This window comes from Ruegeria sp. CE6 (genome assembly GCF_056537485.1).
Genome location: NZ_JBQFRR010000004.1, coordinates 161,534 through 175,529 on the forward strand (window position 1 = coordinate 161,534; position 13,996 = coordinate 175,529).

Below are 13,996 nucleotides of genomic sequence, written 5' to 3' on the forward strand. Positions count from 1 at the left end.
TGATGCGAATTGCATGTTTGGTTCTGGCGGCGGTCGTGACCGTCGCTGGTATGGCACAGGCACAGGATCAGCAGACTTTGGCGGATATCCGTCAGGAATTAACCGTACTGCATGTGGAAATTCAGCGTCTCAAGCGCGAGTTTTCAACCACTGGGTCCCCCGCGCCAAACCTGTCTGGCAGTTCCGTGCTTGAGCGCGTTGATGCGATCGAGGCAGAATTGCAGCGCCTGACACGCCAGACCGAGCAGTTGAACCAAAGGGTGCAGAATGTCGTGACCGATGGCACCAACCGTATCGGTGATTTGGAGTTTCGTCTGGTTGAACTTGAAGGCGGTGATCTGAGCGCGTTGGGTGAAACCTCAACGCTGGGTGGTGAGACATCGACCGATGTGGCTGTGGCACCCACCCCCAACCCTACGCAACCCACGGTCACTGATCAGGGTGAGCTTGCAGTCGGTGAACAAGCGGATTTTGATGCCGCTTCGCAGGCCCTGGTGGATGGAGATTTCCAGACCGCGGCCGATCTGTTTGCGCAATTCGACCAGTCCTATCCGGGCAGCCCGCTGGCGAGCCAAGCCAACCTGCGGCGCGGGCAGGCGCTGAAAGGGGTGGGCGATACACGCGAAGCGGCGCGCGCCTTTCTGGCCAGCTTCACGGGCGACTCCGAAGGGCCTCTGGCACCCGAGGCGTTGTTTGAGTTGGGCGCAGCGCTTGGACAGCTGGGCCAAACCGATCAGGCTTGCATCACTCTCGGCGAAGTTGGCGTTCGGTTTCCGGCATCGGCACCAGCTGCTTCGGCCACACAGGAAATGGCAACGCTGGGCTGTTCTTGACCTCTGACGCCGATACGCTTCGGGCCAATTTGCGGGCAGGTCTGCCCGATCCACTGCCGCGCCGTCTGGGGGTGGCGGTATCAGGGGGCAGTGATTCGACTGCCCTGTTGCGATTACTTGTTGATATCGCGCGACAAGAGCAGATCGAGCTGTTTGCGGCGACCGTTGATCACGGCCTGCGAGCTGAATCTGCGTCAGAGGCCTTGGCTGTCGCAACCCTGGCGCAGCGCTTAGGCATTCCTCATGAAACGCTGAAATGGCAGGGGTGGGATGGATCCGGAAATCTGCAGGATCAGGCGCGGCGTGCGAGATACCGGTTGCTGGTCGCGTGGGCCGAATCGAAGGGCCTAGAGGCAGTTGCGCTGGGCCACACGGAGGATGATCAGGCTGAAACGGTACTGATGCGGCTGGCCCGTGCTTCGGGCGTTTCGGGGCTTTCGGCCATGGCTGTATCGCGAAAAGAAGGTCGGGTCACATTGCTGCGCCCATTGCTGTCCACGACACGCTCCGATCTTCGGGAATATCTGACTGCGCAAGGTATTTCGTGGATTGATGATCCGTCGAATCAGGACCCTCGTTTTGACCGGATCAAAGCCCGCCAGGCACTTTCCGGATTAAATCAAATCGGGATCACGGCAGAGTCATTATCACGGGTCGCTGAAAATATGGCGCAAGCGCGTGAAGCATTGGCGCAATACGCGCAAGAATCCGCTTTCCGGTGCATGACGGTGACGGATGGCGATCTTTGCATTGATCGCGAAGGTTTCGAAACTCTGCCCGAAGAAATCCGTCGTCGGCTTGTGATCGCGTCGGTTTCATGGATCGTGGGAGGAGAGTATCCGCCACGACACAAAGCGGTTGATCAAGTGCTGGATTCGATATCGTCTGCTCAGACGGCCACCCTGGGGGGCTGTATTTTTACCCCGGAAGGCAAAAAAACTTGGGTTTGCAGAGAGCTAAACGCCGTCAGCAATCAGCACGCGCGCCCCTCAGAACCTTGGGACAGGCGTTGGATTATATCCGGGCCAAAAACTGAAGTTGCGGAAATCCGGGCGCTTGGTGAGGATGGTATATTGCAGCTGGAAAACTGGCGCTCTGTGGGCAAACCTCGCGCTGCAGTGTTGTCGACGCCCTCGGTCTGGGCCGAAGGCATGCTATTGGCGGCACCTCTGGCCGGTTTTGCAAACGAATGGCGGGCCGAACTGCTTCCAGAAAGGTCCGACTTCGATGCGGTGATTTTATCTCATTGAACCTGCCACAATCCTCTCTATTTTAAGGAACAACCCCGGCAGGTCCCCACCTGCCGAAACCTTTCGGGAGATTTTCCTTGGGCAACGCTCGCAACATCGCCTTCTGGGTCGTTCTGTTTCTGCTGATCCTGGCACTGTTCAACCTGTTCAGTGGACCCAGCGGGTCGCTTCAGAACAATGAACGCACCTATTCCGAATTCGTCAGCGCCGTGGACGCCGGAGACGTCACCAGCGTGACGCTGGATGGCGAACAGATCCGCTATCGCACGAATGAGAATCAGGACTTTGTCACCATCAAACCCACCGATGCCGAGGTGACGAAGCTGCTGATCGACAAGAACATCCCCGTACGTGCTGAAAAACAGCAGCAATCGGGTTTCCAGTCGTTCCTGATCACGCTGCTGCCCTTCCTGCTGCTGATCGGTGTCTGGGTCTATTTTATGAACCGGATGCAGGGTGGCGGCAAAGGTGGCGCGATGGGTTTTGGCAAGTCCAAGGCCAAGATGCTGACCGAAAAGCACGGCCGGGTGACGTTCGACGACGTTGCGGGCATCGACGAGGCCAAGGAAGAGCTGGAAGAGATCGTGGAATTCCTGCGCAACCCGCAGAAATTTTCGCGTTTGGGCGGTAAGATTCCCAAAGGCGCGCTGCTGGTTGGCCCTCCGGGCACTGGTAAGACGCTGCTTGCCCGTGCGATTGCGGGCGAGGCAGGTGTGCCGTTCTTTACGATCTCGGGTTCCGATTTCGTTGAAATGTTCGTTGGTGTTGGTGCATCGCGTGTGCGTGACATGTTCGAGCAAGCCAAGAAGAACGCGCCTTGTATCGTCTTCATCGACGAAATTGACGCCGTGGGGCGCCATCGTGGTGCTGGCTATGGCGGCGGTAACGACGAACGCGAACAGACTCTCAACCAGCTGCTGGTTGAGATGGACGGTTTCGAGGCCAATGAAGGCGTGATCATTCTGGCTGCCACCAACCGGAAGGACGTTCTGGACCCCGCGCTGCTGCGTCCGGGCCGGTTTGACCGTAACGTGACCGTCGGCAACCCCGACATCAAAGGCCGTGAAAAAATTCTGGGCGTTCACGCGCGCAAGACGCCTCTGGGTCCCGATGTCGACCTGCGCATTATCGCGCGCGGCACGCCGGGCTTTTCGGGCGCTGATCTGGCGAACCTCGTGAACGAGGCCGCATTGATGGCCGCCCGCGTCGGTCGTCGCTTTGTCACAATGGAGGACTTTGAGAACGCCAAAGACAAGGTGATGATGGGGGCCGAGCGCCGTTCGATGGTGCTGACGCAGGACCAGAAGGAAAAAACCGCCTATCACGAGGCCGGCCATGCCGTTGTGGGTCTGGAACTGCCGCTGTGCGATCCGGTCTATAAGGCGACCATCATTCCGCGCGGTGGTGCGCTGGGTATGGTTGTGTCACTGCCCGAAATGGATCGTCTGAACTATCACCGCGATGAGTGTGAGCAGAAGCTGGCCATGACTATGGCAGGCAAGGCCGCCGAGGTGATTAAATACGGCGAAGATCACGTGTCGAACGGCCCTGCGGGTGATATCATGCAGGCCAGCCAGTTGGCCCGCGCCATGGTGATGCGCTGGGGCATGTCGGACAAGGTCGGCAACATCGACTATGCCGAGGCGCATGAAGGCTATCAGGGCAACACCGCCGGGTTCTCGGTATCGGCTCATACCAAAGAGCTGATCGAAGAAGAGGTAAAGCGCCTGATCCAGCAAGGCTATGAACGCGCGCACAAGATCCTGACCGACAAGAACGAGGAATGGGAGCGACTGGCGCAAGGCCTGCTTGAGTATGAGACCCTGACCGGCGATGAGATCAAGCGCGTCATGAATGGCGAACCGCCCACCGAAAGCGATGATGAGGGTGACAGCCCCGATGAGGGCAACGCCCCCAGCGTAACTGCCATCCCGAAGACCAAGTCCAAGAAATCGCCGCCAGATGGCGGTATGGAACCAGAACCCACTGCATAATTGCAAAACCCGGAGCCAGCCTCCGGGTTTTCTCTTTTCATCAGGGCTTTGCTAGGCATTATGCCTGCTAACCTGTGATTGAAGGGGGGCGCCTCATGCCATTCTTGCGTGAAACAGAATATTCAGCCGAGGTGGTATGGCTGGGCCATGTTCCAGCAGGCCAGTCTTTGCGGGCCAAGCCTGTCAACGATTTGGACCTGAATTTTGATGGCGTTCAGGGGGAACGGCATCAGGGGCTCAATAGGGCGTCCTGTGTTCGAGTAGCGAATCTCTATCAAAAGGGCACCGAGATCCGGAATGTGCGGCAACTGTCAGTGCTGTCGGCAGAGGAATTGGGTGATATTGCGGCTGAGATGGAGTTGGCAACGCTTGATCCGTCTTACCTTGGGGCTTCGATTGTCCTGAAGGGCATTCCCGATTTCTCTCATATCCCTCCATCTTCGCGGTTGCAGGCCGAGAGCGGTTTAACGATCACTGTGGACATGGAAAACGCCCCCTGCGTTCTTCCGGGCCGTGAGATCGAGGCGGATCACACCGGTTACGGGGCGGCATTCAAACCTGCGGCCAAAGGGCGACGCGGGATAACGGCTTGGGTCGAACGCCCGGGGGCTCTGAAACGCGGCGACAAGATGCAATTGTTTGTGCCGGATCAGCCCCTTTGGAACCCATAGGTTCAATCCGTTTCCGATTTGCGCATTACGATTTCTCGCAACGCCGTTTCGCGGCATGAAAATGTCGGAATCCTTAGCCATCAGAGTTGTGTACGTCAGTATATGTTGCGCAGCGCCGACGCCCGTGCGTCGGTTTTGCACGGAATTCAATCAGGGACCCTGCCCAATGAGCTACAAATCCGACATTGAGATTGCCCGCGAGGCGAACAAAAAGCCGATTCAGGAAATCGGCGCGAAGCTGGGTATCTCCAGCGATGATCTGCTGCCTTACGGCCATGACAAGGCCAAAGTCAGCCAGGACTTCATCAACTCGGTACAGGACCGCGAAGACGGCAAGCTGATCCTGGTGACCGCGATCAACCCAACCCCCGCAGGTGAAGGCAAGACCACCACCACCGTAGGTCTGGGCGACGGCTTGAACCGCATCGGCAAGAACGCGATGATCTGTATCCGCGAAGCTTCGCTTGGCCCGAACTTCGGCATGAAGGGCGGCGCCGCAGGTGGCGGTTACGCGCAGGTTGTTCCGATGGAAGAAATGAACCTGCACTTCACAGGTGACTTCCACGCCATCACCTCGGCCCACTCGCTGCTGTCGGCGATGATCGACAACCACATTTACTGGGGCAACGAGCAGGAAATCGACACCCGCCGCGTTGCATGGCGCCGCGTCGTCGACATGAATGACCGTGCTCTGCGTCAGATCACGGCGTCTCTGGGCGGCGTGTCGAATGGTTTCCCGCGTGAAGCAGGCTTTGACATCACCGTGGCGTCCGAAGTCATGGCGATCCTCTGCTTGGCAAACGACTTGAAAGATCTGGAGAAGCGTCTGGGCGACATCATTGTTGCTTACCGCCGCGACAAGACCCCGGTTTACTGCCGCGATATCAAGGCAGAAGGTGCAATGACCGTTCTGTTGAAAGACGCGATGCAGCCGAACCTGGTGCAGACGCTGGAAAACAACCCGGCTTTTGTCCACGGCGGCCCGTTTGCAAACATCGCGCACGGCTGTAACTCGGTTATCGCAACCAAAACCGCTCTGAAAGTGGCCGACTATGTTGTCACCGAAGCGGGCTTTGGTGCTGACCTCGGTGCCGAGAAGTTCATGAACATTAAGTGCCGCAAGGCGGGTATTGCTCCGTCGGCAGTGGTGCTGGTGGCCACCGTGCGCGCGATGAAAATGAATGGCGGCGTGGCCAAGGCTGACTTGGGTGCGGAAAACGTTGACGCTGTGAAGTCAGGTTGCGCCAACCTGGGTCGTCACATCGAAAACGTCAAATCCTTCGGTGTTCCGGTTGTCGTCGCGATCAACCACTTCGTCACCGACACTGATGACGAAGTTCAGGCGGTCAAGGACTACTGCGGCGAGCATGGTGTTGAGGCGATCCTGTCGCGTCACTGGGAGCTGGGTTCGGATGGCTCTGCGCCTTTGGCGGAAAAAGTTGTCGAAATCGTCGAAAACGGCGCCGCGAACTTCTCACCGATCTACCCTGACGACATGTCGCTGTTCGAGAAGATCGAAACCATCGCCAAGCGTATCTATCGCGCCGACGAAGTTCTGGCCGACAACAAGATCCGCAACCAGCTGCGCGAATGGGAAGAAGCAGGCTATGGCAATCTGCCGGTCTGCATGGCGAAAACCCAGTATTCGTTCTCGACCGACCCAACCCTGCGCGGCGCGCCTACCGGACACTCGGTTCCGGTGCGTGAGGTTCGCCTTTCCGCTGGTGCCGGTTTCATCGTCGTTGTCTGCGGTGAGATCATGACCATGCCCGGTCTGCCGCGCAAACCGGCCGCCGAAACCATCTGCCTTAACGACGCAGGTGAGATCGAGGGCTTGTTCTAAGCGCTCAAATAAGACATCTCGTGGTCCGGGGATATCCCCGGGCCGCAGGAGACCAAAATGCCCACTCTGATACCTCCGCAAGACTGTCATTCGATGCAGGAATTGCGGCCTCAGATCGACAAGCTGGACCGCCAATTGATTGGATTGCTGGTAACGCGCGCAACCTATATCGACCGCGCGTCGCAGCTGAAACCCGGCGAGGGCCTGCCAGCCCGCATCCCGGAACGTGTCGAAGATGTGGTGCAGCGCGTCCGCAAGAGCTCGGATGAGTTGGGTATGGACCCCGATCTTGCCGAAAAGCTCTGGCGTATACTGATTGATTGGTCGATTGCCCGCGAAGAACGCGTGCTCGGCCCAGACTGAAGAAACGGGTGCCTAGTGCGCCCGATCCGTTTTGTGAAAGAAGGGATCAAAGAATGGTAGCGCAGGTTATCGACGGAAAGGCCTTTGCCGCCAAAGTGCGCGCGCAGGTGGCTGACCAGGTTGCAAAGCTGAAAGAAGAGAACGGCATCACTCCCGGTCTGGCGGTGGTTCTGGTGGGTGAAGACCCGGCCAGCCAGGTCTATGTCCGTTCTAAGGGCAAGATGACCGTCGAGGTCGGCATGAACTCGTACGAGCACAAGCTGGATGTGGACACGTCCGAGGCGGACCTACTGGCGCTGATTGACAAACTGAACAATGACCCTGCGGTGCACGGCATTCTGGTGCAACTGCCGCTGCCCAAGCATCTGAACGAAGATCTGGTGATCAACTCGATCGATCCGGCAAAGGATGTGGACGGGTTCCACATCTCGAATGTGGGCCTGCTGGGAACAGGTCAGAAGTCAATGGTGCCGTGCACTCCGCTGGGCTGTCTGATGATGTTGCGCGATCACCACGGCTCTTTGTCCGGCATGGATGCTGTAGTGATCGGTCGGTCGAACATCGTGGGTAAGCCGATGGCGCAGTTGCTTCTGGGCGACAGTTGCACCGTGACCATCGCGCATAGCCGCACCAAAGATCTTCCCGATGTAGTGCGTCGTGCTGATATTGTGGTCGCCGCAGTTGGTCGCCCCGAGATGGTTCCGGGTGACTGGATCAAGGAAGGCGCAACCGTGATCGATGTCGGCATCAACCGGATCGAACGCGACGGCAAGAACAAGCTGGTTGGCGACGTTGACTACGCCACTGCGGCAGAACGCGCTGGTGCGATTACCCCTGTTCCCGGCGGAGTTGGCCCTATGACGATCGCCTGCCTTCTTGCGAACACGCTCACCGCGGCTTGCCGCGCAAACGGCTTGCCTGAACCTGAAGGTCTGACTGCTTAATAGCAGCCTCGGTGTTCAATCCGGGCGCAACGTCCATGATTGAATTGGCCGGAGAGCGAAAAGCTCTCCGGCCTTTTTCATTAGATTAGGATATTTATATAACTACATCTTGACTTGACCTAGCGTCGGTCGGTGATAATCCTTCTATTCCAGCCGTTTAAGGGGTTATAATCCTGTCTGTTCGTGTTTCATGGTTTTACCTTTGGCGAGGTGCGTTACCTGGTATGATGAAGCTGAGTCCGATCTTCTCGTTAATAAGCCTTCAACGGGTAGTGGCGGGCCTCGTTTTTATTCCTTTATTGGCGTATTCCTTTGCCCCCTTTCGGGATATGACACTGCCATTCAGTCAGCGGATGGTGTTCTGGACAGGTGTTATGCTGCTCGCGCTTGCAGCGACTTGGTCGGCTGGAAAGCTGGTACGCGAACGGCTAAATCGATCCGGATTGCTGGTCCGTGATTTTGCCTTCGTCCTGTTGATCCTGACATTGTTTGCACCATCACTGTGGTTTCTGACCTGGATTCTGTTCACGCTAAATGGATTGATGGCACCGGGCATATTGAAAGTCGCCCCTTATGGTCTTCTCTTCGCCACCGGACTTTTGCTGGTGCGTCAGCGGGAAGAAACCGCAGCACCGCTATACGAACTCAGACCACGTCTTTTCAATCGTTTGCCCGCCACTTTCGAGGGGCAGGTTTATCGGTTAACCGTGCGCGATCACTATGTCGACGTGGTCACGTCCGATGGCACGTTTACAATTCGCTCGCGCTTTACCGACGCGATTGCCGAGATGGAGCCGGTACAAGGCCATTGTACGCACCGTTCACACTGGGTCGTGGATTCGGCGATTGTTGGGGTCGAAAAAGAAAAGGGAAAATCCTTTTTGCACCTAAGCAACGGCGATCAGGTTCCTGTCAGCAGGAAATACAAGCAACAGCTCGTGGACGACGGGTTGCTCTAGAACCTATCTGGGCATCGGGATGAGTTGAGGCTGCGCACCGGTCAGAATTGCCCGCGCATCCGGCGCCATGATGCCGCTCAGAGCCTCTGCTGAACTGCGCAACCCCCCTGTGTAAGCACCATAAGCTGGAAGGATCAGACGTGATTGATCCAACAAAAAAGCCGGGCGGGTGATCGAGCGCCCTCGGGCATTCAGGTTAACTTTAGGGTGGTAGTGGCCCGAGATTTCACCTGCACTGTTTTGCTGGGCGATATGGCGAAAAATCAGATCGTGGCAAGCCCACTCGGACAAATGTGTGCCGCCCATTTCTACCGGGCCGGGGTCATGGTTCCCCTCGATCCAGATCCAACGTCGACCAGCCTGCATTGCGGTGATCTGTTGCCTATCCTCAGCAGCCAACGCGCCCGAGGCATCGAGATCGTCAAAACTGTCCCCCAAACAGATGACCGTCGTGGCACCGGTACGGGCAAGATCACTTGCCAATCGGGTCAATGTTTCGCGGCTGTCATACGGCGGCAAGGTCGGGCCGCCCCTGCGGGCGATCCGTTCGGATTTTCCTAAATGTAGATCGGAAACACAGAGCAAGCCCTGTTCCGGCCACCATAGTGCGCCCGACCCAAGCGCAGTCAGGTCTTGGCCAGCAAATGAAAACGCGATCTTGTTCATGATCCGTTCTTCATACGATTTTGCGGATTGCGCAAGTGGTTTATGCCGGTTGCAATCCGGCGGCCTGCAGTAACCGGGCACTTTCTTCCGCAAGCAAGCGTTCCTCGCCTTCACCCTTGACGGGGACTTTGCCAACTTCGAGGAACAGAGGCGCCGCCAGGGGTGAGACGCGGTCTAGCCGCAGCAGGTCAATCCGGTCTCCGATCCGGGCGACCATGGCTTCGATCCGTCCGAAATCGACCAACCCGCGCATGGCCTCTTCGCGGGTGATTTGCATCAGCAGATGTTCAGGATCGTATTTCAGCAAGGTGTCATAGAGGATATCTGACGAAAATGTCGCCTGCCGACCACTCTTGCGCTGCCCACCAGTGTTGCGTTCGATCAAGCCCGCGATTGTGGCCGAAGCACGAAATGTGCGTTTCATCACGGCGTTACCCGCCAGCCAAGTCTCCAATCCTTCTCGTAGCGCGTCCAACTGAAATAGTGGGCGCGGATCGGTCACCGCATCCAGTCCCCAGATTAAGGTGGCATAGTCAGTGGCTACAAATCCCAGCGGCGCAAGGCCGGTTTCCTCCATGCGTTTGGTCAACAGCAAGCCCAGCGTCTGTTGCGCATTGCGGCCGGCAAATCCGTAGACGCATAGATGCTCGCGCCCCCTGTCAGGGAAGCTCTCAATCAACAGGCGGTCACTTTGCGGCAGGCGTGATATCTCGCGCTGAAGACCCAGCCATTCGGCAGTATGTCCGGGCAGTTGAGGCCAATCCGGCTGTGCGAACATCCGTAGGATTCGGTCGCTCAGCTGGGTGGACGTGGCGAACTTGGTACCCGAAAAGGTCGCGATCTTGGGCTTGCGGTCAGCGCGGCGGCTGACCTCGACCACCATCTCTCGCAGACCCTCATAGCGGACGATCTGACCACCGATCAGAAAGGTATCACCGGGGGTTAGCGAGGCCGCGAATCCCTCCTCTACCTCACCCAGAGGCTTGCCCCCGCGATTACGCTTAAGCCGAACCTTCAGCGTGTCGGTGTCCTGAATCGTGCCAAGGTTCATGCGGATACGCTGTGCCGCCCTCGGGTCGCGCAATTGCCACGCTCCATCCGGGCGCTGCTGTAGCCTCTGCCACCGATCATAGGCTCGCAGGGCATATCCACCGGTGGCGCAGAATTCCAAACAGGCATCGAATTCAGCACGGGTGATCTGCGCATAAGGCCCGGCAGCCGTCATTTCGGCGTAGAGTGCATCTGCATCGAACGGTCCCGCTGCGGCGGCGATCAGAATATGCTGGCACAAAACGTCCCTGGGTCCTGGCCCGCGGGGGTCGCCATCCAGATCATGTTCTTGCACAGCTTCCAGTGCAGCAACACATTCGACCACTTCGAACCGGTTGGCTGGGACGAGAATAGCTTTGGAAGGGGCATTGTAGCGGTGATTTGCGCGCCCGATCCGCTGCACCAGCCGCTTGACGTTCTTCGGCGCGCCGATCTGGATCACCAGATCCACATCGCCCCAGTCGATCCCCAGATCGAGGCTGCCGGTGCAGACAATTGCCCTCAGATCACCCCTGACCATCGCGGCCTCGACCCGTTCGCGTTGTTGCCGATCCAGGCTGCCGTGGTGAATGCCGATGGGCAGAGCGTCGTCGTTGGCGAGCCAGAGGTTGTGAAAGAAAATCTCGGCCTGCGCCCGAGTATTGTGAAAGATAAGTGTCGTCTTGTGCTTCTTGATCTGCTCTATCACAGCGGGGATGGAATAGGCTGCGCCACCGCCCGACCATGGCGGCATCTCTTGTGTTTGCAGCATCGAGATATCGGGGTCAGGGCCGGGATCAGCCTGAATAACTCGGCAAGGATCGGGATTGCGGGCTAGAAATCGTGCGATGCCTTCGGGGTCTTCAACAGTGGCGGACAAGCCAACGCGGCGCAGATCGGGGCAGAGTGTCTGCAATCGTGCCAGCGCCAGCATCAATTGATCCCCCCGTTTGCTTTCTGCCAGTGCATGTATTTCGTCGACAACAATGCGCTGGACCCCAGCAAACATGCGCGGAGCATCTTCGTATGAAGTAAGTAACGCCAGACTCTCGGGCGTGGTCAGCAGGATATGTGGAGGATCGGCGCGCTGGCGTTTCTTCTGCGTGGCCGATGTGTCGCCGGTGCGATCTTCGATCCGAATTGGAAGGCCGATTTCCTCGACGGGAACGCGCAGATTGCGCCTGATATCCGCTGCCAGCGCCTTGAGAGGAGACACATAAAGCGTGTGCAATCCGTCATGCTGCCCCTGCGCCAACTCGGCCAGGGAAGGCAGAAAACCGGCCATGGTTTTGCCGCCACCAGTTGGAGCGATAAGAAGGGTCGCGGGATCATTCGCCCGCTCAAACATTTCCTGCTGATGCGGATGAATCGACCAGCCTTTGTTCGAAAACCAGTTTTGGATTGCCGGGGGAATCTGCACCATCCGGCAAACCTAGCGCAGCCCTCAGGCCATGGAAACCAGGACAAGGGGATCAGTGAATGATCTTTTCTTCCTTCACGAACATGTTGGCCCAGGCTCGGTCGATCAGGTCCGGACTCATCTGATACGGGATACCCTCAAACTCGCAGATTGAGATCATCTGGTCGATCAGGAAGATCGGCTGATAGTTTGCGTAGATGTTGTTGATGGTCGGGTATTTGACCTTCAGCAAATGCACTAGCGCCGCCTCGTCTAGTGGCATACCGCGCTTGCGGGCGACCATGGCAAAGATCTTCAGGAAGTTCTCTTGGTTCGGGCCGTCGATTTTGATCTTGAAGAAAATCCGGCGCAGGGCCGCTTGGTCGAAAATCTCATTCGGGTGGAAGTTGGTCGAAAATATAACCAGCGTGTCGAATGGTACTTCGAACTTCTCACCCGATTGCAGGCCAAGGATATCCTTGCTTTCTTCAAGCGGAACAATCCAGCGGTTGATCAGGGCCTGAGGGGGCTCTGCCTGACGTCCAAGGTCGTCCACGATGAAGATGCCGCCGGTGGATTTCAGCTGCAGAGGCGCCTGATAGGTGCGCGCGGTGGGGTTGTAGACCAAATCCAGCATGCTCAGTGACAGTTCACCACCAGTCACAACGGTGGGACGTTCGCATTGAACATAGCGAGTGTCGAACCGCTTGCGACGGCGCAGACTGTTGGGATCGTCCTCTTCTTGCTCGATCGCGGTGTGCACGATCGGATCGTAGACCGTAATCACCTGACCGGCATATTCGATTGCGCGCGGAACATAGACGTTGTCCCCCAAAGCATCACGAATGCCGTTCGAGATCGAGGATTTACCATTGCCCGGAGGGCCATACATCAGAATTGAGCGACCGGCGCTGACCGCCGGGCCCAGATGATCCAGCAGGCTGTCGGGCAGAACAAGATGGCCCATCGCGCCAGTTAGCTGGTCGCGAGTGACTTGAATGTTGCGGATCGACTGGCGCTTGACCTGCTCGCGGTAAACATCGAGCGGCACCGGCATCGCACCGAAATATTCAGACTGGCTCAACGCGTCCAACGCCCGCGCTTTGCCCGCATCGGTCAGCTGATAGCCCATTTCATTGCCGGAGTTGGCGTTCAGAGTCCCGGTCGCTTCAAGCAGTTTCTGCTCGCGTGCGATATCAACTAGTTCCTGTGTCACGGACCCGGGCAGACAGATGGCACCCGCAATTTCGCTGACCGTATCCACGTTCTTGCGAAAGACGGTCTTCAACAGAATGTCCCGCATCATCACCAGCGGAAGTTGCATTTCTCCCAGGCCTTTAGGGGCAGGGGGGGCAATCACAGAGGAGGTCTGCATATTCATGAGCGGGGCTCGTCCATCCAAAAATCACGCAAAAGGCCCTTGCGGGGCCGCTTTGGAAGAATTTGGCGCGGATTTGTGGCAGGACAAAGGCGCGGGCAAGGCGCGCTGATGATTGTTCACGATCCGTGGATTATGCCCAAAATCAAATAAACAACGAGGCTGCCAGCCAGCGTCAGACCCATAGGGAACTGTTTGCCGCGATCCCAGCTTTCCCAATGTGGTGCGATCTGGCGCAGCCGGGTGTATTTCGCCAACCGGTGTGCAAAGAACGCTCCCAGCAGAGTTGCCGTCAGAATCACCATGACCCACATCAGGTCACCGACCCAGACAAACGCTGCGGCTGCGGCACAGAACTTCGCGTCTCCGGCCCCCATCACACCAGCTGCATTTAGCACGATGCCGATAACAAGAAGGACAACCATGTGAAGCAGCTGCCATCCGTAGACAGGCAGGGTCAGGGTTAACGGCCCGATGTTGCCGGGGATCCACGGACCGGACCACGGTGGCAATGCGATAAGCCCGACGATGAGATAAACAACCGCCAGCGCGACGACAGCGTGGTTCTTGATCCGCATCTCACGCATATCCGTAAAGGCAACGTAGAAACAGATCGGCAGAACAAAAGGTAGAAACCAGGCCGCCGCTGCCGCTGGTATGATCATGG

General features: G+C 57.6%; 12 protein-coding genes. 8 read left to right on the plus strand and 4 right to left on the minus strand.

What is annotated here, in order from left to right:
• Positions 1–2: 2 nt before the first annotated feature.
• The 8 genes from ybgF (at position 3) to ACR0DK_RS16955 (ending at position 8,857) form a co-directional block, all read left to right on the plus strand.
• Positions 3–833, plus strand: coding sequence for a tol-pal system protein YbgF (gene ybgF, locus ACR0DK_RS16920; RefSeq protein WP_480737256.1), 831 nt, complete (start codon positions 3–5; stop codon positions 831–833).
• A complete protein-coding gene (gene tilS, locus ACR0DK_RS16925; protein WP_480737258.1) occupies positions 830–2,083 on the plus strand; it encodes a tRNA lysidine(34) synthetase TilS in 1,254 nt (417 codons plus the stop codon). Before ybgF ends, tilS begins: the two co-directional genes overlap by 4 nt.
• A gap of 77 nt (positions 2,084–2,160) precedes the next feature.
• The gene (gene ftsH / locus ACR0DK_RS16930) at positions 2,161–4,077 is read left to right on the plus strand and encodes an ATP-dependent zinc metalloprotease FtsH (protein ID WP_170424311.1); all 1,917 of its coding nucleotides are present in this window, start codon (positions 2,161–2,163) and stop codon (positions 4,075–4,077) included.
• A gap of 95 nt (positions 4,078–4,172) precedes the next feature.
• Entirely contained in the window at positions 4,173–4,748 is a 576-nt protein-coding gene (locus ACR0DK_RS16935; RefSeq protein ID WP_170511399.1) for an MOSC domain-containing protein, read from the plus strand.
• 166 nt (positions 4,749–4,914) lie between these two features.
• A complete protein-coding gene (locus ACR0DK_RS16940) occupies positions 4,915–6,591 on the plus strand; it encodes a formate--tetrahydrofolate ligase (protein ID WP_170397376.1) in 1,677 nt (558 codons plus the stop codon).
• 57 nt (positions 6,592–6,648) lie between these two features.
• Complete coding sequence (locus tag ACR0DK_RS16945) at positions 6,649–6,954, plus strand: chorismate mutase (RefSeq protein ID WP_170404363.1); 306 nt, start codon at positions 6,649–6,651, stop codon at positions 6,952–6,954.
• Positions 6,955–7,007: 53 nt separating this feature from the next.
• The gene (gene folD / locus ACR0DK_RS16950; RefSeq protein WP_170397373.1) at positions 7,008–7,898 is read left to right on the plus strand and encodes a bifunctional methylenetetrahydrofolate dehydrogenase/methenyltetrahydrofolate cyclohydrolase FolD; all 891 of its coding nucleotides are present in this window, start codon (positions 7,008–7,010) and stop codon (positions 7,896–7,898) included.
• 329 nt (positions 7,899–8,227) lie between these two features.
• Complete coding sequence (locus tag ACR0DK_RS16955; RefSeq protein ID WP_480737261.1) at positions 8,228–8,857, plus strand: LytTR family DNA-binding domain-containing protein; 630 nt, start codon at positions 8,228–8,230, stop codon at positions 8,855–8,857.
• A 3-nt stretch (positions 8,858–8,860) separates the two neighbouring features.
• Here ACR0DK_RS16955 and pdeM read toward each other — a convergent pair whose 3' ends face one another.
• From pdeM to ACR0DK_RS16975, 4 genes are all read right to left on the minus strand, one after another.
• Positions 8,861–9,523, minus strand: a complete 663-nt coding sequence (gene pdeM / locus ACR0DK_RS16960; RefSeq protein ID WP_170397369.1) for a ligase-associated DNA damage response endonuclease PdeM — start codon at positions 9,521–9,523, stop codon at positions 8,861–8,863.
• A gap of 40 nt (positions 9,524–9,563) precedes the next feature.
• The gene (locus ACR0DK_RS16965; protein WP_480737264.1) at positions 9,564–11,975 is read right to left on the minus strand and encodes a ligase-associated DNA damage response DEXH box helicase; all 2,412 of its coding nucleotides are present in this window, start codon (positions 11,973–11,975) and stop codon (positions 9,564–9,566) included.
• Positions 11,976–12,024: 49 nt separating this feature from the next.
• The gene (locus ACR0DK_RS16970; RefSeq protein ID WP_170397365.1) at positions 12,025–13,332 is read right to left on the minus strand and encodes an ATPase; all 1,308 of its coding nucleotides are present in this window, start codon (positions 13,330–13,332) and stop codon (positions 12,025–12,027) included.
• A gap of 116 nt (positions 13,333–13,448) precedes the next feature.
• Complete coding sequence (locus ACR0DK_RS16975) at positions 13,449–13,994, minus strand: prepilin peptidase (RefSeq protein ID WP_170397363.1); 546 nt, start codon at positions 13,992–13,994, stop codon at positions 13,449–13,451.
• Between the last annotated feature and the right edge of the window lie 2 nt (positions 13,995–13,996).

What these genes read in the sequence shown, in the direction of transcription:
- ybgF (WP_480737256.1), top strand. Translation starts at nt 3, where the DNA reads ATGCGAATTGCATGTTTGGTTCTGGCGGCGGTCGTGACCGTCGCTGGT.
- ACR0DK_RS16935 (WP_170511399.1), top strand. Translation starts at nt 4,173, where the DNA reads ATGCCATTCTTGCGTGAAACAGAATATTCAGCCGAGGTGGTATGGCTG.
- ACR0DK_RS16940 (WP_170397376.1), top strand. Translation starts at nt 4,915, where the DNA reads ATGAGCTACAAATCCGACATTGAGATTGCCCGCGAGGCGAACAAAAAG.
- ACR0DK_RS16945 (WP_170404363.1), top strand. Translation starts at nt 6,649, where the DNA reads ATGCCCACTCTGATACCTCCGCAAGACTGTCATTCGATGCAGGAATTG.
- folD (WP_170397373.1), top strand. Translation starts at nt 7,008, where the DNA reads ATGGTAGCGCAGGTTATCGACGGAAAGGCCTTTGCCGCCAAAGTGCGC.
- ACR0DK_RS16955 (WP_480737261.1), top strand. Translation starts at nt 8,228, where the DNA reads ATGACACTGCCATTCAGTCAGCGGATGGTGTTCTGGACAGGTGTTATG.
- pdeM (WP_170397369.1), bottom strand. Translation starts at nt 9,523, where the DNA reads ATGAACAAGATCGCGTTTTCATTTGCTGGCCAAGACCTGACTGCGCTT.
- ACR0DK_RS16965 (WP_480737264.1), bottom strand. Translation starts at nt 11,975, where the DNA reads ATGGTGCAGATTCCCCCGGCAATCCAAAACTGGTTTTCGAACAAAGGC.
- ACR0DK_RS16970 (WP_170397365.1), bottom strand. Translation starts at nt 13,332, where the DNA reads ATGAATATGCAGACCTCCTCTGTGATTGCCCCCCCTGCCCCTAAAGGC.
- ACR0DK_RS16975 (WP_170397363.1), bottom strand. Translation starts at nt 13,994, where the DNA reads ATGATCATACCAGCGGCAGCGGCGGCCTGGTTTCTACCTTTTGTTCTG.